At 68.7% G+C, this 22123-nt stretch carries 22 protein-coding genes; 9 read left to right on the top strand and 13 right to left on the bottom strand.

Annotation, left to right across the window (positions count from 1 at the left end; translation table 11 throughout):
- Positions 1-91 precede the first annotated feature (91 nt).
- The 3 genes from ACFVJQ_RS33480 to aceE form a co-directional block, all read right to left on the bottom strand.
- Positions 92-1327 (bottom strand): NAD(P)/FAD-dependent oxidoreductase, encoded by a 1236-nt coding sequence (locus tag ACFVJQ_RS33480; protein WP_385789345.1) that lies wholly within the window; start codon positions 1325-1327, stop codon positions 92-94.
- A gap of 97 nt (positions 1328-1424) precedes the next feature.
- The gene (locus ACFVJQ_RS33485; protein WP_385517483.1) at positions 1425-2198 is read right to left on the bottom strand and encodes a sigma-70 family RNA polymerase sigma factor; all 774 of its coding nucleotides are present in this window, start codon (positions 2196-2198) and stop codon (positions 1425-1427) included.
- A 124-nt stretch (positions 2199-2322) separates the two neighbouring features.
- On the bottom strand, positions 2323-5010 hold the full coding sequence (gene aceE, locus ACFVJQ_RS33490; protein ID WP_385789347.1) for a pyruvate dehydrogenase (acetyl-transferring), homodimeric type: 2688 nt from the start codon (positions 5008-5010) through the stop codon (positions 2323-2325).
- Positions 5011-5438: 428 nt separating this feature from the next.
- On the opposite strand from aceE, the gene ACFVJQ_RS33495 reads away from it, so the two are divergent.
- Positions 5439-5810: a cupin domain-containing protein gene (locus ACFVJQ_RS33495; protein WP_385517489.1), complete on the top strand. Its 372-nt coding sequence runs from the start codon at positions 5439-5441 to the stop codon at positions 5808-5810.
- Between the two features lie 100 nt (positions 5811-5910).
- Here ACFVJQ_RS33495 and ACFVJQ_RS33500 read toward each other — a convergent pair whose 3' ends face one another.
- Both ACFVJQ_RS33500 and ACFVJQ_RS33505 read right to left on the bottom strand, forming a co-directional pair.
- Positions 5911-6675, bottom strand: a complete 765-nt coding sequence (locus tag ACFVJQ_RS33500; protein ID WP_385517479.1) for an SDR family NAD(P)-dependent oxidoreductase — start codon at positions 6673-6675, stop codon at positions 5911-5913.
- Positions 6676-6865: 190 nt separating this feature from the next.
- Positions 6866-7339, bottom strand: coding sequence for a carboxymuconolactone decarboxylase family protein (locus ACFVJQ_RS33505; protein ID WP_385789349.1), 474 nt, complete (start codon positions 7337-7339; stop codon positions 6866-6868).
- 145 nt (positions 7340-7484) lie between these two features.
- Between ACFVJQ_RS33505 and ACFVJQ_RS33510 the strand changes: the two genes are divergently transcribed.
- Positions 7485-7853, top strand: a complete 369-nt coding sequence (locus ACFVJQ_RS33510) for an ArsR/SmtB family transcription factor (RefSeq protein ID WP_385789351.1) — start codon at positions 7485-7487, stop codon at positions 7851-7853.
- Here ACFVJQ_RS33510 and ACFVJQ_RS33515 read toward each other — a convergent pair whose 3' ends face one another.
- Positions 7854-8678, bottom strand: coding sequence for a helix-turn-helix transcriptional regulator (locus tag ACFVJQ_RS33515; protein WP_385789353.1), 825 nt, complete (start codon positions 8676-8678; stop codon positions 7854-7856).
- 56 nt (positions 8679-8734) lie between these two features.
- A complete protein-coding gene (locus ACFVJQ_RS33520; RefSeq protein ID WP_385789355.1) occupies positions 8735-9202 on the bottom strand; it encodes an RrF2 family transcriptional regulator in 468 nt (155 codons plus the stop codon).
- Between the two features lie 225 nt (positions 9203-9427).
- On the opposite strand from ACFVJQ_RS33520, the gene ACFVJQ_RS33525 reads away from it, so the two are divergent.
- Positions 9428-10633, top strand: coding sequence for an NAD(P)/FAD-dependent oxidoreductase (locus ACFVJQ_RS33525; RefSeq protein ID WP_385789357.1), 1206 nt, complete (start codon positions 9428-9430; stop codon positions 10631-10633).
- Positions 10634-10748: 115 nt separating this feature from the next.
- Here ACFVJQ_RS33525 and ACFVJQ_RS33530 read toward each other — a convergent pair whose 3' ends face one another.
- Complete coding sequence (locus ACFVJQ_RS33530) at positions 10749-11402, bottom strand: TetR/AcrR family transcriptional regulator (RefSeq protein ID WP_385789359.1); 654 nt, start codon at positions 11400-11402, stop codon at positions 10749-10751.
- A gap of 136 nt (positions 11403-11538) precedes the next feature.
- Between ACFVJQ_RS33530 and ACFVJQ_RS33535 the strand changes: the two genes are divergently transcribed.
- Genes ACFVJQ_RS33535 through ACFVJQ_RS33545 form a run of 3 tightly spaced genes read left to right on the top strand, consistent with a single transcriptional unit; the run spans position 11539 to position 15252 of the window.
- Positions 11539-12684, top strand: a complete 1146-nt coding sequence (locus ACFVJQ_RS33535) for a VOC family protein (RefSeq protein WP_385789361.1) — start codon at positions 11539-11541, stop codon at positions 12682-12684.
- Positions 12681-13619: a fumarylacetoacetate hydrolase family protein gene (locus ACFVJQ_RS33540; protein ID WP_385517467.1), complete on the top strand. Its 939-nt coding sequence runs from the start codon at positions 12681-12683 to the stop codon at positions 13617-13619. The genes ACFVJQ_RS33535 and ACFVJQ_RS33540 overlap by 4 nt, the downstream gene beginning before the upstream one ends.
- Positions 13620-13638: 19 nt before the next feature.
- Entirely contained in the window at positions 13639-15252 is a 1614-nt protein-coding gene (locus ACFVJQ_RS33545) for a bifunctional 3-(3-hydroxy-phenyl)propionate/3-hydroxycinnamic acid hydroxylase (RefSeq protein WP_385517465.1), read from the top strand.
- 10 nt (positions 15253-15262) lie between these two features.
- Here the strand turns inward: ACFVJQ_RS33545 and ACFVJQ_RS33550 are convergent, their stop codons facing one another.
- Complete coding sequence (locus ACFVJQ_RS33550) at positions 15263-16159, bottom strand: hypothetical protein (RefSeq protein WP_385789364.1); 897 nt, start codon at positions 16157-16159, stop codon at positions 15263-15265.
- Between the two features lie 209 nt (positions 16160-16368).
- Between ACFVJQ_RS33550 and ACFVJQ_RS33555 the strand changes: the two genes are divergently transcribed.
- Positions 16369-17031, top strand: a complete 663-nt coding sequence (locus ACFVJQ_RS33555) for a dienelactone hydrolase family protein (RefSeq protein ID WP_385517461.1) — start codon at positions 16369-16371, stop codon at positions 17029-17031.
- An 84-nt stretch (positions 17032-17115) separates the two neighbouring features.
- Here the strand turns inward: ACFVJQ_RS33555 and ACFVJQ_RS33560 are convergent, their stop codons facing one another.
- Together ACFVJQ_RS33560 and ACFVJQ_RS33565 are read right to left on the bottom strand one after the other, a co-directional pair.
- Positions 17116-18867 carry a S8 family serine peptidase gene (locus tag ACFVJQ_RS33560; RefSeq protein WP_385789366.1) on the bottom strand — a complete coding sequence of 584 codons (1752 nt, stop codon included), beginning with the start codon at positions 18865-18867 and terminating at the stop codon, positions 17116-17118.
- A 125-nt stretch (positions 18868-18992) separates the two neighbouring features.
- The gene (locus ACFVJQ_RS33565; protein ID WP_385789368.1) at positions 18993-19502 is read right to left on the bottom strand and encodes a hypothetical protein; all 510 of its coding nucleotides are present in this window, start codon (positions 19500-19502) and stop codon (positions 18993-18995) included.
- Between the two features lie 296 nt (positions 19503-19798).
- Between ACFVJQ_RS33565 and arsM the strand changes: the two genes are divergently transcribed.
- The gene (gene arsM / locus ACFVJQ_RS33570; protein WP_385789370.1) at positions 19799-20605 is read left to right on the top strand and encodes an arsenite methyltransferase; all 807 of its coding nucleotides are present in this window, start codon (positions 19799-19801) and stop codon (positions 20603-20605) included.
- Here the strand turns inward: arsM and ACFVJQ_RS33575 are convergent.
- The gene (locus ACFVJQ_RS33575) at positions 20578-21069 is read right to left on the bottom strand and encodes a cupin domain-containing protein (RefSeq protein ID WP_385789372.1); all 492 of its coding nucleotides are present in this window, start codon (positions 21067-21069) and stop codon (positions 20578-20580) included. The genes arsM and ACFVJQ_RS33575 overlap by 28 nt on opposite strands.
- A gap of 151 nt (positions 21070-21220) precedes the next feature.
- Here ACFVJQ_RS33575 and ACFVJQ_RS33580 point away from each other — a divergent pair, with 151 nt between their 5' ends.
- Positions 21221-21517 (top strand): antibiotic biosynthesis monooxygenase, encoded by a 297-nt coding sequence (locus ACFVJQ_RS33580; RefSeq protein WP_129803006.1) that lies wholly within the window; start codon positions 21221-21223, stop codon positions 21515-21517.
- Here the strand turns inward: ACFVJQ_RS33580 and ACFVJQ_RS33585 are convergent.
- Complete coding sequence (locus tag ACFVJQ_RS33585; protein ID WP_385517454.1) at positions 21481-22035, bottom strand: hypothetical protein; 555 nt, start codon at positions 22033-22035, stop codon at positions 21481-21483. The two genes, ACFVJQ_RS33580 and ACFVJQ_RS33585, sit on opposite strands and share 37 nt — an antisense overlap.
- Positions 22036-22123: the final 88 nt, after the last annotated feature.

Below are 22123 nucleotides of genomic sequence, written 5' to 3' on the forward strand. Positions count from 1 at the left end.
TGCTCCGATCGCCTGGGTTGTCATTCACTACGACCAGGCCGCCCCGGGATCTGTGACACCTTGCGTGCCCACTCCCGCCCGCGCCGGGGCGTCACGGCAGGATGCGGTCCAGGGGCACGTTCGGGTCGGAGAGGAGTGCGTCGTCGATGTCCGACCCGGAGGTGATGAGGGACCGGATCGGGGCCATGACGTCCCACACGTTGACACTCATGCCCGCCAGTACGCGGCTCCCCGCCATCCAGAACGCGATGAAGCGTCGCTCGGACGGATCACCGCGGAAGACGACGCGGTCGTAGCCGCCTGGTTCCGTGTAACCCGTGTACTCCATTCCGAGGTCGTACTGGTCCGTGTAGAAGTACGGCAGCCGGTCGTAGACAGCGTCCTTGCCGAGCATGCTGAGCGCCGCCACATCCGGCTGATGCAGGGCATTGGCCCAGTGTTCGACCCGGAGGTGGCGGCCGAGCAGCGGGTGGTAGGCGTTGGCGACGTCGCCTGCGGCGTAGATGTCGGCTCCTGAAGTCTGCAGATGCTCGTCGGTGACGATGCCGTTCTGCACGTCCAGGCCTGCCTCCTGGGCGAGTTGGACATTGGGGGTGATGCCGACGCCCACGACCACGGCGTCCGCGGCCAGGTGCCTGCCGTCAGTGAGCAGCACCCCGTCCACACGGCCGTCTGTTCCGGTGAGGGACTCCACCTGCACATGGGGCAGCAGACTGACGCCGTGATCAGTGTGGAGGGCAGCGAACACTTCAGCCGCTTCACGCCCCAGCACCTTCAGCAGGGGAAGCTCCGAGTGCTCGAGCACCGTTACCTCGGCGCCGGCCGTCCGAGCGGCCGCGGCGGTTTCCAGACCGATCCATCCGGCACCGATCACGACGATCTTCGCCCCCGCCGTGAAGGCGGACTTGAGTCGTTCGCTGTCTCCCACACGACGCAGATACAGAACGTTGTCGAGGTCCGCTCCCGGGACGGACAGACGACGTGGTGTCGAGCCAGTGGCCAGGAGCAGCTTGGTGTAGGGGACCTGACGGCCGTCGTCGAGTTCCACCGTCCGTGCCCGCCGGTCGACCGCGCGCGCACGCGTGTCCAGCAGCAGGTCGACATCGTGCTCCCGGTACCAGTCATCGGGATGCACGAAGATCGAATCGCGCTCCTCCTTGCCCAGCAGGTAACCCTTGGACAGCGGCGGCCGAATGTACGGCTTCTCACGCTCGTCGCCGATGATGATGAGCGGGCCGCTGTGGCCGTGCTCCCGCAGTGCCTCGGCCGCCTTGCCCGCGGCCAGACCGCCACCGACGATCACGAAAGTATTCACAGGGTTCCTCATCTCGGATGTCGCATGCCGCGAATGAAGGGGGAGGGACACCCCTCAGACCGCGTGGCCCCTCATCCTGTGACATCCCCGGCGGCGGCTCGGGCGTGCGTCAGTTGTTCGGTGAAGCCACGTAAGGAGCCAGTTCGACCGGATTCACTAACCACATGATGCGTTCGATGCCTCGTGCCGACACATCCACGGACAGCAGAGCCACCGACTTTCCCCTCGCCGGAGAAAACGACGGTCGGCCTGCCGTTGGCCTCGACCCGGCGAACGTCGTGAGAACATCCTCCAGCGCCGACAGACTCCCGGTCTGCGCCGCGGCGAGGAACACCTCCAGCAGTCGCCGGTGAGCGTCCGGGCTGACCGGCTCCCGGCATTCCGCTGACAGATGCTTCCGGGCGCGGCTCACCAACTGGCGTGTATTGGCTTTGCTGGTCTCCAGGATGTCCGCGATCTGCTGGTACGGGTAGTCGAAGGCTTCCCTGAGAACGTAAGCAGCCCGTTCCACGGGGTTCAGCTTCTCCAGGAGCAGGAGAACCGCCAGGTCGACTGCCTCGGCCCGCTCCGCGCCCACCTGCGGATCCATGCTGGTGTCGACCGGCTCGGGAAGCCAGGGCCCGATGTACGACTCACGCCGCATCCGGGCGGACTGGGCGAAGTTGATCGCCAGCCGAGCGGTGACCGTGGCCAGGAACGCTACCGGTTCGCGGATGTCGACGCGGTCGGTGTTCTGCCACCGCAACCACGCCTCCTGGACGACGTCCTCGGCTTCCACTGCACTGCCGAGCAGCCGGTACGCGATGCCGAAGAGCTGGGGACGCGCTGCCATGAACTCCCTCGTTGCCTCGTCGAGGGCGTCTGCATCGTCCCTGGCGCGCATGGATGTCCTCCAGTTCTGGAGGACATCCATGCTACAAGCGGTCACAGCAGGGCGCGCGTCGTCAGGTGCGGGCTGCCCCGCCTCTGCTCCGAGCGGGCACATCCGCTCGGGACGCCTGGCGTGCTCACCCCTGCCAGCCGTAGCGATCGCGCGCTTGGACAACCGTCGCCGGGTGGACTGCGCCGGCCCGCGCCAACTGGTCCAGGGCGGCAACCACGATCGACTCGGCGTCCACTCGGAAATAGCGACGTACGGCATCTCGGGTGTCGGACAGTCCGAAGCCGTCCGTTCCCAGCGACGAGTAGTCCTGCTCGACCCACTGGCTGATCTGATCGGGCACCTGCCGCATCCAGTCGCTGACCGCCAGGACCGGCCCTTCGGCTCCCGACAGCGCGCGGGTCACATACGGGACACACTCCTCACCCCGCAGCCGCGCCCTGTCGGCATTCAAGGCATCGCGGCGCAGCTCCGTCCAGGACGTCACTGACCAGACGTCAGCCTGGACACCCCATTGGGACATGAGAAGCTCCTGGGCTTCCAGCGCCCAGTGGATGGCCGTGCCGGAGGCCAGCAACTGGATCCGTGGTCCTGCGTCGCTGGACTCCGCCTGCCGGAACCGGTAGATGCCCCGCAGGATCCCTTCCTCGACCGACGGCCCGCCGGGCATGGCCGGCTGTTGTTTGGGTTCGTTGTAGACCGTCAGGTAATAGAAGATGTCCTCGGGCTGGTCGCCGTACATCCGGCGCAGGCCTTCCCTGACGATCACCGCGATCTCGTACGCGAAGGCCGGGTCGTAGCTGACAGCGGCCGGATTCGTGGACGCCAGCAGGTGGGAGTGCCCGTCGGCGTGCTGCAGTCCCTCGCCGGTCATCGTCGTACGGCCGGCCGTCGCCCCGACGACGAAACCGCGGCCCAACTGGTCGGCCAGGGCCCAGAACTGGTCGCCCGTGCGCTGGAACCCGAACATGGCATAAAAGATGTAGAAGGGGATCATGGGTTCGCCGTGTGTGGCGTACGACGTCGCCGCAGCGGTGAACTCGGCCAGTGACCCGGCTTCGGTGATGCCCTCGTCGATGAGCTGGCCGTCCTTGGCCTCCCTGTAGTGGAGTAGCTGATCGACATCGACCGGCTCGTAGGTCTGACCGTCCGGCGAGTAGATCCCGGCGGTCGGGAACAGGGATTCCATACCGAATGTACGTGCCTCATCGGGGATGATGGGCACCCAGCGCCGCCCCGTCTCCTCGACGCGCATCAGGTCCTTGACCAGCCGGACCAGCGCCATGGTGGTGGCCACCTCCTGTTTGCCGAAGCCCTTCCGGAGGGCTTCGAAGGGGCCGGACGGCGGCTGCTGCAGCGGCTTGGCCACCACCCTCCGTACGGGGACGGGGCCGGCCAGAGCCGAGCGGCGGTCACGCAGGTACTGCACCTCTTCAGAGTCTTCACCCGGGTGCCAGAACGGCACCACGTCCCCGCTCAGCGCGCTGTCCGGGATGGGCAGTTCCAGCGCGTCGCGCATCTGACGGAACTGGTCCATGGTCAGCTTCTTCATCTGATGGTTGGCGTTGCGGGACTCGAAGTCCGGGCCCAGCGTGTGACCCTTCACCGTCTGGGCGAGGACGACGGTGGGCCCGCCCAGGTGCTCGACCGCGGCCCTGTAGGCGGCGTAGACCTTGAGCGGTTCGTGTCCGCCCCGGGAGTTCTCGAACAGGTCGGTGAGCTGCGCGTCGCTCAGACCTGCGGCAAGGCCGGACAGCGCATCGCCGGTGAAGAAATGCTTGCGTATGTAGGCGGCGTCCCGGGCGGCGTACGTCTGGAGCTGGGCATCGGGCACCTCGCCGAGGCGGCGGACGAGGGAGCCGTCGGTGTCCTGCTGCAGCACCGGGTCCCAGGCCTCGCCCCAGAGAGTCTTCACCACATGCCAGCCCGCGCCGCGGAACCGCGCCTCGAGCTCCTGCACGATCTTGGAATTCGACCGCACCGGACCGTCCAGCCGCTGCAGATTGCAGTTGACGACGAAGGTGAGGTTGTCGAGGCGCTCACGGGCGGCAAGTTCCAGCGCAGCCGTCGATTCGGGCTCGTCCACTTCCCCGTCTCCCAGGAAGGCCCATACGTGCGATCCGGACGTGTCCTTGATGCCCCTGTTGTGCAGATAGCGGTTGAACCTGGCCTGGTATATGGCGGCAAGAGGACCGAGCCCCATCGAGACGGTCGGAAACTCCCACAGCCACGGCAGACGCCGGGGGTGCGGGTAGGACGGCAGGCCGTGACCGTCGGCCTCCCGCCGGAAGCCGTCCAACTGCTCCTCGCGCAGTCGCCCCTCCAGGAACACCCGCGCGTAGATGCCGGGCGAGGCATGCCCCTGCAGGTACAGCTGATCCCCGGAACCGTCCCCGTCCTTGCCCTTGAAGAAGTGGTTGAAGCCGATCTCATAGAGCCATGCCGCCGAAGCGTAGGTCGAGATATGACCGCCGAGACCCAGGCGGGAACCGCGGGTCACCATCGCGGCCGCGTTCCACCTGTTCAGCGCGGTGATACGGGACTCCATGGCGACGTCGCCCGGGAAGACCGGCTGGGACGACGCCGGGATCGTGTTGATGTAGTCCGAGGACAGAAGCCCCGGGAGGGCCACTCCTGACCTGGCCGCGTACTCGTGCACGCGCCGCAGCAAGTACACGGCGCGTTCAGGACCGGCATGCCTGATGACACCGTCGAGTGATGCCTGCCATTCCCTCGTTTCCTCGGCGTCACGGTCGGGAAGCTGGTCGAGCTCACTCGTCGAGGAGGACTCTGTGGGCCGGGTCGGATCACTCATTGCGGCCTTCCTGTCAGGACGTGGGGAGAAGAGGGCAGACGGTGCCTTTGGCGGCCGTCGGGAAGAGGCGAGCGAAATCAGCCCCGTGCACTACATGAGACAGACCTGGCACCGCTGTTGTGACACTGAGCGGAAAGTGTGACGAAGCGCCCACCTCGAGCGAGCTCCCAGACCTGCGACATCTGTCACAGAAGCACGGCGTACTCGGTCTTCACTTCGGGGCAGCCGCGTGAGCCGTCTGAAGTGCACGGACGCTGTTACCGTCGAGTGAGAGGTGTTGGTACACCACCATCGCCACCGGCGGCTCACGGTCATCTGCCTGCCTGTCGGGGCAACAACTACGGAGGTGCAACACAGTGTCAAGCAAGGACTCAGCGGGCGAGAGCAACGACAAGCCGGGTTACGGGGCGTGGAAGACCGCGGTGACGATGCTGCAGGAGGCCAAGCCGCCCCATATCCCCGAGGGTGCCTCGGGCATGACCATCCTGGTCGAGTGGCCCCCTGGTGACCCTGGCACTCCTCCGCACCGCCACTCGGGCCCGGCGTTCGGGTACGTACTCGAGGGCGAGGTGCGCTTTGAGCTGGAGGGCGAGCCGGAACGCGTGGTCAAGGCCGGTGAGACGTTCTGGGAGCCGGGCGGCGACGTGATCCACTATCAGGACGGCAACGCCCGAACGGATGTGCGCTGCCGGTTCATCGTGACCATGCTGTGTGCGCCGGACCAGCCGATGCTCACGCTGGTCGACGAGGAGGAACTGGCCCAGCGGGCCCACCTGCGTGCCCCGCGGCCCGTGGACTGAGCGACGCAGAGAGGGCGGGTCGCGCCGGTGACAGGAGCGGCCCGAACGGGCCGCCTCTCTCGGTCCGCGTGCGACCGGACCGCCGCGGCTGCCCAGCAGCTCAGGCGAGTTCGAGTCCCCCGTCGATCGTCAGCACTTGACCGGTGATGTGTGCGCCCAGGGGATCGGCGATGCGCAGGATCCAGTCCGCGACGTCCTTCGGGTCGCCGAGACGGCCCGTCGGGATACGGTCACGTTCATTGGCGCGCAGCTCGTCGATGGCGTCCTGGGGCAGGCCCGCCGCGGCCAGGACATCCGTCTCGGTGGGGCCGGGGGCGATCGCGTTCACCCGCACCCCTTCCGACGCGAGCTCCAGCGCCCAGCTCCGCGTCAGTTGCTCCAAGGCGCTCTTGGTGGCGGCGTAGTGGGCTGCTCCGGCCAAGGGGCGATGACCGTAGGTGCTCGAGACGTTGACGATGGAGCCCGATGAGTCGCGCAGGTGCGGCAGGGCCGCATGGGCGAGCATGCTCGGCGCCGTCACGTTGAGGTCGAACAGGCCGGCAATCACTGCTCGGTCCGTCTCTGCCAGAGGCATCACGGCAGTGATGCCGGCGTTGTTCACGAGCAGGTCGAGCCGGCCCCACCATTCCACGGCGGTGGCAACGACCGTGTCCGCAGCGCCTTCCTCGCAGATGTCGAGCGGCAGGACCGCGATGTTGGAGTGCGCGCGAGCAGTCTCCTCCAGGGCCTCCTTCCGGCGACCCACGCCGAGGACGCGTGCACCCGATTCGGCCAGGGCGATCGCAGTGGCACGACCGATGCCCGATCCCGCTCCTGTGACGATTGCGACACGGTCTGCGAAGTGCAGGGGTGTAGAGCTGGGCATTGCTTTCCCTTGTTCGACGTTCGTAGGACGTAGAACAAGGTATCAGGTGTCTGCGTGTGGCATCGTGTGAAACGTTGTGAAAGGTGTTACGGGAGCTGGTGGGACCGGTTGACACCGGTAGTCCGTCTCCCGCCGTAGGTCGGGGCGGCGTGGAGACGGACCGTACGTGTCCGGCTGGGGCGGGCGCCGATCAGCCGAACTGGCCGGGCTGGTAGTCCCCGGCAGGCTGCTGGTTGATGACGTTGATGCGGTTGTAGGCGTTGATGATGGCGATGAGGGAGATCAGGGCGACCAGCTGCTCCTCGTCGAAGTGCTTGACAGCGTTTGCCCAGACCGCATCCGTGACACCGCCGGCTGCGTCGGCGATGCGGGTGCCCTGCTCGGCCAGTTCCAGTGCAGCGCGCTCGGCCTCCGAGAAGACCGTGGCCTCACGCCAGGCCGCGATCAGATTGAGGCGCTGCGGGGTTTCTCCCGCCGCAGCGGCGTCTTTGGTGTGCATGTCGGTGCAGAAGCCGCAGCCGTTGATCTGGCTGGCGCGGATCTTCACCAGCTCCTGTATCGCGGCCGGCAGGGTCGAGTCCGACGCCACCTTGCCGGCCGAGTTGATGTGCTTCAGGATCTTCGCGGCGAGGGGGTTACCGAAGTAGTTGAGACGCGATTCCACAGTGATCTCCTAGCCATGTTGCGGATACACACAACTGACCGGGATGGCCGGGCGGAATGTGACAGGAAGTCCGGTGTGACGTGTGTCTCACCTGCGGCGCAGCTCGTTCCCCTCCAAGAGCCCGACGTTCGTAAGGTGCCGAACAATGGGTAACCTGGTCGCCATGCCGGCCCCGTCGTCACCACCTTCCCAGAGCGAGATCACCTTGCCGCGCCTGCTTGGCGCACTCAGTGACCCGACGCGGCTGGGCATCGTCCGAGTGTTGTCCGACGGCGCCGAACGCGGGTGGGGGCAGTTGCGTGCCCCTGTGGCCAAGTCCACCCTGAGCCATCACCTCAAGGTGCTGCGTGAGGCGGGTGTCACGGAGACTCGCCAGGAAGGCACCCGTTGCTTCGTGACCCTGCGCAGCGAAAGCCTCGAGGCGCGCTTCCCCGGACTGCTGCCTGCCCTGCTGTCCGCAGCCATCGCCGACGGCGTCGGTGAACATGTGACAGAAAGCAACGAGGGGAAGTAACTAGCTACCGAGGGCGGACAGGAGCTGGAGGCTTGCGTGGCTCTCCGTGCCCGGTACCGCAGTGAACACCAGAAGCCGTTGTGACTGGTCGGGGTCGATCAGCGTCTGGCAGTGCAACTCCAGGGCCCCGAGCTTCGGGTGCTGGAAGCGTTTGGGTACGCAGTACGGTCCGAGTACCGGGTGCTCACGCCAGAGCGCGGCGAAATCGGGGCTGGCCGCCTGCAGTGCATCGACGAGGTCGGCGGTGCGCGAGTCACTGCCGTCCCGCACATACGCGCCGTAGAGATCCGCTACCAGCAGGCGGCTCTGTACGGGGTGGTCGCGCTCGGGAACCATCAGCCGGGCGGCGGGATCGGTGAACCACCGATAGTGCAGACTGCGGGCCCGTCCGGTGAAAGCGGTCTGGTCACCCAGCAGTGCGACCGCCATGCGCGTCTGTTTCAGGGTCTCGCCCAGGTGGTTGACCACCTGCGCGGGGGTGTCTTCGAGCCGGTCGAGGATGCGCATCATCCCCGGGTTGATGTGATCGCCCCGTCGGACCCTTCGGGGAACGGCGTGGCCGGCGAGCTGAAACAGGTGATCCCGTTCCTCGAGAGACAGATGCAGACCGCGGGCTATGGCGGCAAGCATCTGCTCCGAGGGATTGGGCCCTCGTGGTTGTTCGATCCTGGTGTAGTAGTCGACCGACATGTCGCACAGCGCCGCGACTTCCTCCCTGCGCAGCCCGCCGGTCCGTCGGCGCCGCCCGCGTGGCAGCCCGACGTCCTCTGGCTGCAGGGCCTCACGCCGTGCTCTGAGGAAGGCCGCCAACTCGGCTCTGTCCACTGGTGCTTGTCCTGTTCGTTCAAAGAGGATCTTCCGGCCCGGGGCGTTGTGCGTACTCAGGTCAGCGCCGAGCGCACTGTCTGCCGCACCATCGGGGTACGGTCCAACTCCGCCCTGATGTCGGCAAGACTCTGGCCGTCCAGTGCCTGGCGCCATGCCTGTTCCGCCCGGCGCATGGCCGCGTTGACAGCACATGTACCCGTCGGCGGCGGTGACAGCTCGCCGATCTTGCCGCAGCAACGGATCTCTGTGCACTGAAAGAGCTGCGTGCCCCCCTCGATGGCCTCCACCACATCCAGAAGGGTGATGGCCTCAAGGGGCCTGGCCAGTCGAAAACCTCCGCGCGGCCCGGGCACGGAGACCACGAGCCCGGCCCGGGCGAGCAGCTGCAGTTGCTTGTTGAGGTAGGAGGCCGAGAGGCCGTGAGCCTCGGCAAGCTGGCCGCTCCCTACCGGGCCGCCGCCGATCATGTCCAGGTTGAGCAGTGTGTGCAGAGCCCACTCGACACCTTTAGCCATTCGCATATTACGGACATTACATGTCCAGGATCGGGCCGGGTAACCGGTCCCGGTGTGGCTCCCGCCCCGTCCTGCCCGGGGCGACACCGCCAAGAAATCTTGACACTTAATATCCAGGATATGTAATGTCCAGAATTAGCGGTGCGGGCCCCGCGGGAGGCCACCGCAGCAGGGCAGCCCCTGCTCACGGAGCACCGGCTCATCACTTCGGCTTCGAAAACGGAGAAGTTCATGAAGGACGTCCTGATCATCGGTGGCGGCTTCGCCGGCGTGTGGAGCGCGGCAGGAGTGGTTCGCGCCGCACGTGAGGCAGGCAGCGCCGGCGACGAACTACGGGTGACACTCGTCAGTGGCGGCGACGACCTGGTCATCCGCCCCCGCCTGTACGAGGACGCCCCGGAAGGCATGCGGGTCGCGCTGGACCGCGTCCTCGGTCCGATCGGCGTACGCCGTATAACGGCGACCGTCACGGGAATCGACACCGAGGCGCACACCGTACGTGCCGTCGGGCGCACCGGTGAGGAACTGGACCTGGTCTACGACAAGTTGGTGCTGGCCGCCGGCAGCCAGCTCGTGCGCCCCGACTTCCCCGGCTCGCAGGAAGTCTTCGACGTGGACACGCTCCCCGCGGCGGCCGCACTCGACAACCACCTGCGACGACTGCCCGAGCAGCCCCCCTCCCAGGGCCGCTACACCGCCGTCGTGGTCGGTGCCGGCTTCACCGGCCTGGAGATCGTCACCGCGCTGGGGCAACGCCTCCGGGCGATCGCCGACCGCCAGGGCGCAGTCGAAGACGTCCGGGTCGTTCTCGTCGACCGTGCCGACGTCGTCGGCCCGGAACTCGGCCCGGGTCCGCGCCCGACCATCAACGATGCGATCGACGAGCTGAAGATCGATCGACGCCTGGGACTCACCGTGACATCCGCGACCAGCCAGGACGTCACCCTCTCGGACGGCGAAGTGATTCCCGCGGCAACCGTCGTATGGACGGCCGGAATGGCCGCCAGCCCCCTCACGGCCCACATCCCGGGCGAACGCGACCGGCTGGGACGGCTGAGCGTGGACGCACACCTCCAGGTGATCGGAGTGCCTGACGTATACGCAGCCGGCGACACCGCACTCGCCCCCGCAGAAGACGGGCACACCACGACACAGTCCTGCCAGCATGCCCAGCCGATGGGGAAGTTCGCCGGTCACAACGTGGCAGCCGAACTTCTGGGTAAGCCCCTGCTGCCCTTCACCCCTGACCCCTACGTCACCTGCCTGGATCTCGGCCCTGCCGGCGCCGTCTTCACGGAGGGCTGGGACCGCAAGGTCGCGCTGACCGGGCAGGAAGCGAAGACTCTCAAGCAGAACATCAACGCCCTGTGGATCTACCCGCCGTTGGATGACCCGGAGCAGATCCTCGCCCAGGCAGGCCGCTTCTCCAACGGCTGACACGACAGCCCGGCCGGCCTCGCACCACCGGATGTCGACCAGCATCGAACCGCCCGGTGCGCAGGGGGTCTTCCCTCCTTGCGCCCTGGGCGGTCCTCATGTCGCCTGTCGGTGACTACGGCGTCGTGTGTGCGTCTGCAGGGGCCGGCAGGGGGCGCCGGGTGACTTCGTGCGCCTCGTCCAGGGGCACCCCCAGCATCCTCAACGCCATCTCGGCCAGGCTCGTGGCGGCTTCCTCGCCGTCGAGGTCGGGGCGGGAGAACCGCAGTTCCACCAGGGACAGCAGTGCCCCGCCGGTGGCGGACACGGCGACGGCCGGGTCGACGGGCAGGAAGCGACCGGAGGTGATGCCGCGCTCCAGGTCGCGTCGCGCGCGGGGGGCGAGGCCGCGGTCGGAGTGGATGTGGGTGAGTCCGCGGTGGCGCAGGATGCGCATGAGCTCGGGGTGGGAGTCGACCATGCGGGCCGTGAGGCGGAAGCCGCCCGCGACGAGCTCGGCCGGATCCTCTACTCCCTCGAGGCTCTTGTCGATGGCCTGGCCGAACTCCTCCAGCGCATCCGCGACCGCCGCGTCGAACAGCTCCGTCTTCGACTGGAAGTGGTTGTAGAAGGAGCCGAAGCCCACGTCGGCCCGATCGGCGATGGCCTGGATGCTGACGCTGGTGTCCCCGGTCTCGGCCAGGATCTGCCGGGCTGCCCGGATGAGCGCGTTGCGCGTCTCGGCGCGGCGTCGTTCGAAGCGGTTGCGGGGCGGCGCTGATGTCGGCATGAGGCGAGTCTAACAACCATCCCGATGACCATCGCATTACTGATGAGATCATCAGATTCATGCGTGACGGCTATTGACGACGGTCTGAGCACAGTTGATGATTTCCTCATCTTGGCACTGTTGCTTGGAGGGCGCCATGTCTCTGACCCCCGTGGCCAGGTCTCATGTCACGACCGCACATCAGGACCTCCACAGTGAGCAGGGCGCCCTGCGCGGCGAACACCCCGGCCGGTCCCGCAATCCGGTGATCAAGGTGGCTGACCTGGCCTGGCTGGAGTTCGAGAAGCCCGACCTGGACCGGGCGGAGGTGTTCGCCCGTGACTTCGGCTTCGGGGTCGCCGCACGCACCCAGGGGGAGCTGTGGCTGCGCGGCACTTTCGCCGGCTCGCCCTGCATGGTCATCCGGCGCGGCCACACCTCCCGTTTCATCGGCCCGGCCTTCCGTGCGGCCGAGCGGGCCGACCTGGACCGACTGACCCGCGCCACCGGCTCCGCCGTGCGGGACGCCGACGTGCCGGGTGGGGGACAGGTCGTGGACCTGCTGGATCCCTCCGGATTCCCGGTGCGGATCGTGTCGTGCGGCGAGGAGCTGCCGGCGCTCCCCGAACAGCGGCCGCTCACCCTCAACTTCGGCATCGAGCACCGCCGTACGAACGTCACACAGCGTCCGCCCCGGGAGCCGTCGCGCATCCAGCGGCTCGGTCATGTGGTGCTGGAAACCCCGGTGTTCGCGCGGGCCCTGAACTGGTACCTCGACATGCTCGGCATGATCGTCAGCGACTTCCTGTTCCTGGACGGGCAGCGCGAGCGCGGGCCGACGATGGCGTTCCTCCGCTGCGACCGGGGGAGCGTGGCGGTCGACCATCACACGCTGGCGATGCACCTGGGGCCGGGGAGGGGTTATGTCCACTCCGCCTACCAGGTCACCGACCTGGATGCGATCGCCGCCGGCGGCGAATACCTCAACGAGCGTGGTTACAAGCGTAGTTGGGGCATCGGCCGGCATATCCAGGGCAGTCAGCTCTTCGACTACTGGCGCGACCCCGACCGCTTCATGCTGGAGCACTTCGCCGACGGCGACCTGTTCTCCTGCGACGTCGAACCCGGCTGGGCACCCATGTCGGCCGGCGGACTCGCCCAGTGGGGCCCGCCCGCCACCCGTGACTTCCTGGGCACCGATCCGTCTCCCGCCAGACTCCGCGAGGTCGCCCGGGCCCTGCGCGGTGACAACGAACTCGACCCCGCCCGACTGCTGGCCCTGCTGAAAGCGATGACCTCATGAGCACCAACGTCCTGCGCACGGCCGACGGTTGGTGGGTGGCGGGCGATGCGCGCGCCGTCCGTATCGACACGAAGGCACTGACCACCGCCGAGCTGCTCGCCGACCGTACCGCCGTACGCGAGGCCGCCGCATCCGACGATCCCGGCACACCCGTCGCCGACCTGGTGGCGCTTTCCCCGGTCACCACGCCCTGCCGGGTGGTCGCCCAGATGGTCAACTACCGTAGCCACGCCCGCGATTCGGGCTTCACCGGGGAGATCCCGCCCACCTTCTTCCGCAAGGCGTCCGGCTCGGTCAGCGGCCCGGCGGAGGCCGTCGTCCGGCCGCCGCACGTGCAGTTCCTCGACTACGAGATCGAACTCGGCCTGGTCATGGGCGCCTCCCTGCCCGTCGGCACCGTCGTGACCGAGCAGGACCTGCCCTCGTACGTCGCCGGTCTCGTCCTCACCAACGACGTCAGCGCGCGGGATGTGCAGCTGACCAAGGGGCAGTTCTACGAGAGCAAGTCCTACCCGACCTTCACACCCACCGGTCCGTACCTCGCGCTGCTGGAGGCCGAGGACTTCGTCCATCTCCTCGACCTGCGGCTGAAGTTGTCGGTCAACGGCGAGCTGCGCCAGGACCGCACCCTGGCCGACATGATCGTCTGCCCGGCACAGGCGCTGACGCTGCTCGCCCGCTTCCAGACCCTCGACCCCGGCGACCTGCTGCTCACCGGCACCCCCGGCGGCACGGCTCTGAAGGCCCCGCCCAAGCCGGTGGAGAAGATCGGCGCGCTGCTGCCACCCGAGCTGAAGTGGAAGGCGTTCTTCAGGAGCCAGGCCCGCAACCCGCACTACCTCCACGCGGGTGACCTGATCACCGCCACGATCGCCACCCCGGACGGGCGGATCGACCTCGGCGAGCAGCGCACGCCCGTCGCGGACGCCGAGTGACGACGGGGGTGAGCCGCGTATGACCGCCGACCAGGCCGGAGCACGGGACGACACCGCGCCCCGGCCGGCACCGCACGTACCCGTCGTGATCGTCGGAGCCGGGCCCGTGGGCGTGACCGCCGCCCTCCTGCTCGCCCGGCGCGGCGTCCGCAGCGTCGTGCTCGAACGCCACCGGGACGTCTACCCCCTGCCGCGGGCCGTCGCCACCGACGACGAGGTCCGCCGCATCCTCCAGGCCGCCGGTGTCCACGAGGAGTTCGCCGCGCTCGCCCGCCCCGCGAACGGTCTGCGGCTGCTCGACGCACGGCACCGGCTGATCGCCGAGTTCCCGCGGCGCTCGCACGGGCATCACGGCTTTCCGCAGACCAGCATGTTCGACCAGCCCGAGCTGGAGCGACTGCTGCGTGACGCGCTGGCCCGGCGTCCGGAGTGCGAGGTGCGCGGCGGGATCGAGGTGACCGCCGTGGAGCAGGACGCCGACGGGCCGGTCCGCGTGACGTACCGGGACGACGAAGGTGAGCACCTTCTGCGGGCCGACGCGGTCCTCGGCTGCGACGGCGCGGGCAGCCTCACCCGCGAGGCCATCGGCGCCGTATGGGAGGACCTGCGCTTCGAGGAGTCCTGGACGGTCATCGACGTCCGCACCCGCGCCCGCGTCCGGTCCTGGGAAGGCGTCGACCAGGTCTGCGATCCGCACCGTCCGGCCACCTTCATGCGGATCGGCGAGGACCGCTACCGCTGGGAGTTCCGGCTGCGCGACGGCGAGGAGCTCGACCACGAGCGGCTTCGTGAACTGGTCGCCCCCTGGGTGGGCCTCTCCTACGGCGACGACTTCCAGCTCATCCGGCAGGCGCAGTACACCTTCCGGGCGCGCATCGCCGACCGCTGGCGCAGTGGCCGGGTCTTCCTGCTCGGCGACGCGGCTCACCTGACCCCGCCCTTCATCGGGCAGGGACTGTGCACGGGCATGCGGGACGCGTACAACCTCACCTGGAAACTCGCGCGAGTACTCCAGGACGGTGCGGACGAACGGCTGTTGGACACCTACGAGAGCGAACGCAAGCCGCACGCCCGGCATGTCATCCGGCTCGCGGTCGCCACGGGCTGGGCCATGACCGGTGGCCAGGGCGGTGCCGCCGCGATCCGCCGAAGCCTGCTGGCCGCGGCCTGCCGTGTGCCCGCTCTGCCCGCGGCGGCCGGCCACCGCCTCAGCCCGCGCGCCGGCCGAGGGCCCCTCGTACGACGGCGTGTCCGACCGGGCGGCCGTGACCTGGCGGGCACCTTCTGCCCCCAGCCCTGGGTGACCGCCGACGGCCGGCGGACCCGCCTCGACGACGCACTCGGGGACTCCCTCGCCGTCCTGGCCGGCGCGCCCCTTCCGCCCTCGGTGCGGGCCGTGGCGGAGGGCATCGGCGCACGGGCCGTCACCACGGACAGCCTCGGCGACGACGGCACGCTCGCCGCGTGGCTGCGCGACGGCCGGGCGGACGCCGTGCTCCTGCGCCCCGACCGCATCGTCTTGGACACCGTCCCGGCCGGCGCCGGTTGCTTCACGGACATCGCCGGCTGGGCCCCGCTGCTGTGCACGGCCCGCCGTCCCGTCCCGGACGAACAGCCGGCGAGTCCTGCCTGACGCAGCCGGCCTACGGCTCCTCCACGCGCAGCCGCTCGATGGCTTCGAGGACGCCCTTGCGGTGGGCATGGGTGCGCTCGTAGCCCTCGATCACCGTCAGATCCAGCTGGGAGAGTGTGCCCAGTCGCTGCTGGATCTGCTCGGTGCTGAGCTGGCTGAACCCGGGAATCGGCAGGTCCTCCTCCCGCTTGACCGATCCCAGGACTTCTTCGGCAATGGGGCTGGGCTCGGCCATCTCCCTCCCCGCACCCCAGGGCCGTCGGCCACGGTGCTGGGCGACGTACAGCGCCCGGTCGAAAGCGGTCCGCATCGTATGGGCAGCCGTGTCGGCCAGAGCGGTGATGCGGTTCTCGCTCGGGCCCGAGCCGTTGGTGGACGCCGCCACGGCGCGGGCGTGCTCGGCGAGGCTTGCCTCCAGTTCCTGCAGCAGCTCCTCGTCCTGGCGGCGCAGCGAGCCGAGCAGCTCGGCAGTGGACTGGGCGGCCACCTGTTCGGCGAGGACCTCCCCGGCCCGGCACGCCGCGAGCGCCCGCGCCGCGACCGCGTACTCGTCCTCCGCATTCCTCAACAGCCGCCGCGCATCGGCCGGGCCCCCGCCGGGCAGCAACCCCCGCACGACCGCCGACCCGATCGTCAGCGGCAGCATCGCCGCGCGCACCGCGCCCCGGGAGACGGACCGGGTCAGACCGACCGCGGTGCCCATCAACCCCCTGGGCTGCAGATCGCGTACCTGGCGTTGAATGCGCTGGAGGCTGTAGTGGACCTCGACGCTCTGGCGTTCGAGCATCTCCCGGTGCGGGCCCGGCGGCGTGACGGTCACATCCGCCCGGAACCGGTCCAGTACTGCGGCATGCGCCTGGCGCGTATCCTCCAGCGCCGGTACAAGTTCCTCCATTACCACTGCCATGCCGGGCTCCTGAGTGAGGAAGGGGCGGCAGTCCGCCGCACACGGGAAGCGGCTGCCCTCAGCGCCCCACGGCTGGGCAACCGGCACCATCCTGCGGGACCCACGTCAAGATCGCCTGTCGAGGCGGGCCGGTCATGCGCGTACCGATTCCGTCCTCGGGTACCCGGGCATCACAGGAGCCCAACGAGCATCACGTTGGGAGGCAGCGGATGATCTCCGACTTGGTGTTGGTGCCCGCAGGCGAGGCGCCGCTCGCAGGCGATCTGGTCGTCCCCGGCCCGGTGCGGTCGGTGGTGGTCATCGCCGAGGGCGGCAGCAGCTCCCGGGGCAGTACACGCGACCGTGCGCTCGCCGACGCGTTTCACCGGGCAGGCATGGGCACGCTCCTCCTCGATCTCCTCACCGAACTGGAGAAACGGGAGGACGCGCGCTCGGCCCGGCATCGCTTCGACGTCCAGTTCCTGGCCCGGCGGCTGGTGGCTGCCATCGACTGGCTGGAGCAGCGGCCGGAGACCGTCGACGTCCCGGTCGGTCTGTTCGGTGCCGACACGGCCGCGGCGGCGGCTCTGCTGGCAGCTGCCGAGCGGCCACAACGAGTCCTGGCCGTGGTCACCCGAGGCGGGCGTCCGGACCTGCCGTACGAGGCGCTGCAGCGCGTCCGGGCCTCGGTGCTGTTCATCGTCGGCGGCGAGGACGAGACCGATCTGCGGCTCAACCAGGAAGCGGCCGGAATGCTCAGCGCGCCCAGCGAGATCCGTGTCGTGCGCGGCGCAAGCCATCTGTTCCATGAGCCCGGGACCCTTGAGGAGGTAGTCACTGCGGCTCGGCACTGGTTCGTCTCCCACTTGGAGAACGGACGTCGTTCAGCCTGATCCCAGCGCCACGCCCGACCGTGCGGCATTTTCGAGCTGCACGGCCGGGCGGGTGATTGCAGGTGATCTTGTTGTGGGATGGGCCTAACCGGCCAGGGTGGGGACGTAAGGGGACAGGGCCGGAGCGAGTTGCACTCCGGGGGCCAGGCCGAGGGCGGTGAGCGCGTCGGGCAGGCCGTGTCCGAGGCGGGATGCATCCAGGGTGCCCGGGGCGGCCAGCGGGCGGCAGCTGGCGGCGATGATCTCGAACAGGTGCCGTACGCGGCCGGGTCCGCGGGGCAGCAGTTGGCCGTGGAAGTCCTCGTGGTGGGCGAGAACGAGGGCGGCGAGACCGACGACGTGGGCCGAGGCCGTGCCGGTGCCGTCGAGGGCCGTGTACCCGCCCTGCGGCGAGCACGACAGGACGGCCACACCGGGGGCGGCCGCGTCGACCCCGGGTCCGTGGCAGCTGAACGGCGCGGCGAACAACCCGTCCGGCGTCAACTGGGGGCCCACATGGGTGGCTTGGGAGGTGTCCGGCGGGAAGGTCCCGAAGGCTCCGAGCGCACCCACGGTGAACACGGTGGGCAGTGAGCCGGGGAAGCATACCGGTCCGCCCGAGTCGCCCGCCGGGGCGACGCAGGCGATGCCCACCGCGCCTGCGTCGGCCAGTTTGCGTGAGACGAGCGCCGACGCGTACGGCGTTGCCACGGCGACGTGCGCGATGTCGACCTCGCGTTCGATGCAGTGGTCGAGGGCGGCGATCAGGTCGCTGAAGCAGCCGCCGGGCAGCACCTGACAGACCTCGATCTCGGCATCGACCGCGGTACCGATGATCCCCTTACCGGTGTCCGCCCCGGCGATGACGCCGGCCGCATGGGTACCGGTGCCCGCCGTGTCGTGGGCCCAGCCCTCCTCGGTTCCGCGGACGAGGTCGATCCCGGAGCGCACCCGCTGCTTCAGATCGGGATGCTCGGCGGCGACACCCGACCCGATGACCCCCACCTTGATCCCGAAAGCGCGGAACGTGGGAGGCAGCCGGTCCAGCCGCATGGCCTGCTGGCCCCAGCCGTACTGCTGCCTGTCCTCCAGCCCCGGATACACCTTGGCCAGCGGCGTGAGGGTGACCAGGTTCTCTCCGGTCACCGACAGGTCCGGACGACTGATCCAGCGGTCGGTGTAGCCGCCCACGGGCCGGACGTACAGCGCCTGGACGGACTGCACCGTCTCCGTGGGCAGCGTGACGGTGACCGTACCGTCGGACCCGGTGACACCCTGGCCGGGCCATGACGACCCGATCAGGAACACGCCCGCGCCGGCCAGCGGTTCTCCGTCCGGGCCGCAGACGCGCAGCGAGATCTCCACCGGTTGTTCCAGCGGCATGACCAGTCCTGGATCACGCAGCGCGATCCCCACGGCCGGCGCGGCGGCGGGTACGGCTGCGGACAGTGGCAGGTCCGGCTCGATGTGTACGTGCAGCGTCCGCATCGCCGGCAGCTGAGCCCCGGGTGCCTCGACGACCGCGATCTCCGGGCAGGCGGGGGGCAGACCGGCCGATCGCAGCTTCTCCGACGGCCGGAGTCTGCGGGTCACCTTGACGTCGGGCATGCGCTCCAACTGGTCACACACCGCGTCCATACTGAGTTCGGGCACTCCCGGGGGGAGCAGTTGCTGCGGCAGCGGTGTCACCAGGTACCGCTCCTGGCGCGGCTGTACGGGGAGGGGCTGCGCGCCTTTCCCGGCCGGCTCCGTCTGCTTGCCCTCCGGTCCTTCTCCAGCAGCCCCCGCACCACCCCCCGGCCCGCTCGCCCCGCTGTTTCCGGGCCTTTCCTTGACCATCACGTCCACCTTCACCACGCTTACGTCGTAACTCGTGCTCCTGATCCGGCCGTTGGGGCAGCGCCCGCTTCCACGTGACCGCTTCCACGGTGACGCGGTGTGCCCGGAACCAGTCCGGGCACACCGCGTGCGCTGCCCAGGTGTCAGCTCATACCGAACGGCTGACCCATCTGGCCGAAGCCGAAGCCGGGCTGCTGCTGGTACTGCGGGTACTGCTGGCCGAACCCACCGCCCCACTGCTGGCCCGGCTGGCCCTGCATGCCCTGCTGGCCCGGCTGGCCCTGCATGCCCTGCTGGCCCGGCTGACCCTGCTGGCTCTGCTGGAGCAGGGTCACGATCGCGGTGGGCAGTGCCTGCTGTACGGACTGCTCCACGGCGTGGCGGATGCCCGAGTGCAGCGCGCGGTGCAGCGCGAGAGCCAGGTACGGATGCGCCTGCTGGGCCAGGTCAGGCCGCTGCTGCATCTGCTGCTGGATCTGCTGGATCTGCTGGAACGTCTGCTGCACCTGCTGCGCGACCTGCTGGGCCGTCTGCTGACACGCCTGCTGGATGGACTGCTGGACCACCTGGGCGATCTGCTGACCGCCCAGCTGCTGACCGCCGAGCTGTGCGCCGAACTGCTGGAGGGGTTGAGTACCGGTCATCACCGACATGAATTCTCCTTGCGGGTGCCACTGAGGGAAAGCCGACATAGGTGTTATGTCCGCTTTGTCGGAATAGTCCGACGACCTGAACCTAGGGTCGCGTCGGCCGGGCCGCAAGCCGAGGAGTTGATCCGGCTGTTTCAACTCGTGCCGTCCGGTCGGGACATGGCCGACGTGGACCGGGGGAGGTGGCCGGTGCGATCCGCCGCCTGGCCGACTTGATTCGATGTATCTCTATGTTGACGTCTGTCGATTCAAGGTGCAGTCTTGTTTTTATGGATGTCGATCCAGTGGGGAGTGCTGCCATGACCGAGCAGACGCCCGAAGAGGTACGGGAAGCCGTCCGCGTGGGCTATGCCGCTGCCGCCGTGAAGGTGCTCGAGGGCGGTGCCGCGTCGTGCGGGCCGCAGAGCGGCGGCGACTGCTGCGGTCCGCAGGCGGTCGAGATCGACGAGGGCTTCGGGGCCGGCCTCTACGGAGCCGAGGACCGCGACGGACTCCCGGCCGAGGCCGTCGCGGCCTCCCTGGGCTGCGGCAACCCGCTCGCGGTGGCGGAACTGCGCGAGGGAGAACGCGTGCTGGACCTCGGCTCCGGCGGCGGCATCGACGTGCTGCTGTCCGCGCGCCGGGTCGGGCCGCGCGGCAGGGCGTACGGGCTGGACATGACCGACGAGATGCTCGCCCTCGCCCGGGCGAACGCGCAGAAGGCCGGCGCGACGAACGTGGAGTTCCTGAAGGGCACCATCGAGTCCGTGCCGCTGCCCGCGAACAGCATCGACGTCGTCATCTCCAACTGCGTGATCAACCTGTCGGTGGACAAGCCCGCCGTCTTCGCCGAGATGTTCCGCGTTCTGGGCCTCGGCGGACGCGTCGGCGTGACGGACGTCGTGGCCGAGGATCACCTCACCCCGGACCAGCGCGCTGAGCGCGGCGCATACGTCGGCTGCATCGCGGGCGCCCTGTCCTTCGCCGAGTACCGGCAGGGGCTCGAGGACGCAGGGTTCACCGACGTGGAGATCACGTCGACGCATCAGGTCGCGGACGGAATGCACTCGGCGATCGTCCGTGCCGTCAAGGGTTCGAGCTATTCGCCGACGACTCGCAGGTTGTAAGTGGCTTTGAGGTCGGGAATCCAGTCGTCGAAGAAACGGATTCCGTGCGGCTCGCCGAGGCGATTCAGTTCGTCGAGCCCGACCGGCCCCTGCCGCAACCGTTCTTCGAAGTCGATGAAGAAAAGCTCGAACCCACCTGGCGTATACAGTTCGATGATGCGCGCCGGCTCGTGCCCCGCGTTCCACATGGTGTGGGGGATTCGGCGAGGCTTCAGCACCCAGCACCCGTCTGTCGCCCTGACGACCTCGTCGTCGACCCGGACATGCATTTCCCCTTCGAGCACGTAGAGCCAGACATCGTTCTCGTGAACGTGCGGCGGGAGAAGAAGCCCGGGCTCGAACGGCTGCTCTATGATCGAGATGGCCCCGTCGGTCTCCTCGCCGTAAAGCTTGATGACGACACCGTTGGTGCTGTCACCCTCATCCCTGGCAACCAGCGTCTTGCCCTTGATTCGTCCACTCATAGCGCACCTCGCCATTCGCGCACCGTTTCTCTTTTCATGGTCCTCCACCGGCCTCACGACCGGAAACGTCCGCAGGCACGCGTGCTGCTTTGCGCCTACGGTGGTTCGAGAGGGGCCGGTGAGCCGAACCGGTCATGTGGAGGAGGCTGCGATGGAGGAGCACTTCGTCTGGGTGACGACGCGCCGCGTCCGGCCGGGCACCCTGGAGGAGTTCGAGCGGGCATGGCGCCCGCCCTCCTCCCCGCAGGGGTTGCGCCGCGCCTTCGCGTACTGGTCCGAGGACGGACAGGAGATCACCGGGGTGTCGTTCTGGGACTCCAAGGAGGCATGCGACGCCTGGCGGGCCTCCGAGCCGGAGAAGCAGCGGCGAGAAGCCATGGCCCCCTACGTCGTCGGGGAGCGGGAAGGCTTCTACCGCGGCCGCGAACTGGCCATCCCCCAGCGGTAGTCAACAGGAACGGCCTGCGTGCCGGCGCTCCGGTGGGGGAGTTCGTGCCTGTGATGCCGGACGCCGTGGGAGCGGACCACCTCGTCCATGGCTCGGAACAGGACGATTTCCATGGCCTCGGGCGCAGTCAGGGTGCCGCTGCCATCGGGCGGGCGAAGCCAGCGCAGGTCTCCCCAGCGGCAGTGCGGGGCAGGGGCGGCGATCCATCCGCCTCTTGCGACGTACCGCGTGCCCTGGCCGACCCAGGTGGACACGGGATCGGGTGGCAGGAAGAAACCGACTTGCTGTCGCCTTTCGTCCAGGAGAACAGGGCCGGGGACGAGGCGAGGAATGCCGTCGAGGCAGTCGGCGGCGCGCAGCCCGAGGCATGCGGGGACGATCAGTACGTCCCAGAAGCGTCCGGCGGCCAGAAGGTGGACTCCGGTACTGCCGTGCTGCCAGTCCTTCTTGCAGGCCCGGGGGTCCTGTGCGGCTGCGGCCAGCCATTCCATCGCGTTCGTCCACTGTGCCAGTGCCATGAACAAACCTCCTGCGTGGTGTCGGGCCTCGGTGCCCGGCAGACCAAAGGTTGTCTGTGTTCTCGTTGGCGCCTTGCTTCCGTAGGTG

The sequence above is a fragment of the Streptomyces sp. NPDC127197 genome (assembly GCF_042672405.1).
Lineage (GTDB): Bacteria > Actinomycetota > Actinomycetes > Streptomycetales > Streptomycetaceae > Streptomyces > Streptomyces flavusporus.

What these genes read in the sequence shown, in the direction of transcription:
- ACFVJQ_RS33480 (WP_385789345.1), bottom strand. Translation starts at nt 1,327, where the DNA reads ATGAGGAACCCTGTGAATACTTTCGTGATCGTCGGTGGCGGTCTGGCC.
- ACFVJQ_RS33485 (WP_385517483.1), bottom strand. Translation starts at nt 2,198, where the DNA reads ATGCGCGCCAGGGACGATGCAGACGCCCTCGACGAGGCAACGAGGGAG.
- aceE (WP_385789347.1), bottom strand. Translation starts at nt 5,010, where the DNA reads ATGAGTGATCCGACCCGGCCCACAGAGTCCTCCTCGACGAGTGAGCTC.
- ACFVJQ_RS33495 (WP_385517489.1), top strand. Translation starts at nt 5,439, where the DNA reads ATGCTGCAGGAGGCCAAGCCGCCCCATATCCCCGAGGGTGCCTCGGGC.
- ACFVJQ_RS33500 (WP_385517479.1), bottom strand. Translation starts at nt 6,675, where the DNA reads ATGCCCAGCTCTACACCCCTGCACTTCGCAGACCGTGTCGCAATCGTC.
- ACFVJQ_RS33510 (WP_385789351.1), top strand. Translation starts at nt 7,485, where the DNA reads ATGGGTAACCTGGTCGCCATGCCGGCCCCGTCGTCACCACCTTCCCAG.
- ACFVJQ_RS33520 (WP_385789355.1), bottom strand. Translation starts at nt 9,202, where the DNA reads ATGCGAATGGCTAAAGGTGTCGAGTGGGCTCTGCACACACTGCTCAAC.
- ACFVJQ_RS33525 (WP_385789357.1), top strand. Translation starts at nt 9,428, where the DNA reads ATGAAGGACGTCCTGATCATCGGTGGCGGCTTCGCCGGCGTGTGGAGC.
- ACFVJQ_RS33530 (WP_385789359.1), bottom strand. Translation starts at nt 11,402, where the DNA reads ATGCCGACATCAGCGCCGCCCCGCAACCGCTTCGAACGACGCCGCGCC.
- ACFVJQ_RS33535 (WP_385789361.1), top strand. Translation starts at nt 11,539, where the DNA reads ATGTCTCTGACCCCCGTGGCCAGGTCTCATGTCACGACCGCACATCAG.
- ACFVJQ_RS33540 (WP_385517467.1), top strand. Translation starts at nt 12,681, where the DNA reads ATGAGCACCAACGTCCTGCGCACGGCCGACGGTTGGTGGGTGGCGGGC.
- ACFVJQ_RS33545 (WP_385517465.1), top strand. Translation starts at nt 13,639, where the DNA reads ATGACCGCCGACCAGGCCGGAGCACGGGACGACACCGCGCCCCGGCCG.
- ACFVJQ_RS33550 (WP_385789364.1), bottom strand. Translation starts at nt 16,159, where the DNA reads ATGGCAGTGGTAATGGAGGAACTTGTACCGGCGCTGGAGGATACGCGC.
- ACFVJQ_RS33555 (WP_385517461.1), top strand. Translation starts at nt 16,369, where the DNA reads ATGATCTCCGACTTGGTGTTGGTGCCCGCAGGCGAGGCGCCGCTCGCA.
- ACFVJQ_RS33565 (WP_385789368.1), bottom strand. Translation starts at nt 19,502, where the DNA reads ATGTCGGTGATGACCGGTACTCAACCCCTCCAGCAGTTCGGCGCACAG.
- arsM (WP_385789370.1), top strand. Translation starts at nt 19,799, where the DNA reads ATGACCGAGCAGACGCCCGAAGAGGTACGGGAAGCCGTCCGCGTGGGC.
- ACFVJQ_RS33575 (WP_385789372.1), bottom strand. Translation starts at nt 21,069, where the DNA reads ATGAGTGGACGAATCAAGGGCAAGACGCTGGTTGCCAGGGATGAGGGT.
- ACFVJQ_RS33580 (WP_129803006.1), top strand. Translation starts at nt 21,221, where the DNA reads ATGGAGGAGCACTTCGTCTGGGTGACGACGCGCCGCGTCCGGCCGGGC.
- ACFVJQ_RS33585 (WP_385517454.1), bottom strand. Translation starts at nt 22,035, where the DNA reads ATGGCACTGGCACAGTGGACGAACGCGATGGAATGGCTGGCCGCAGCC.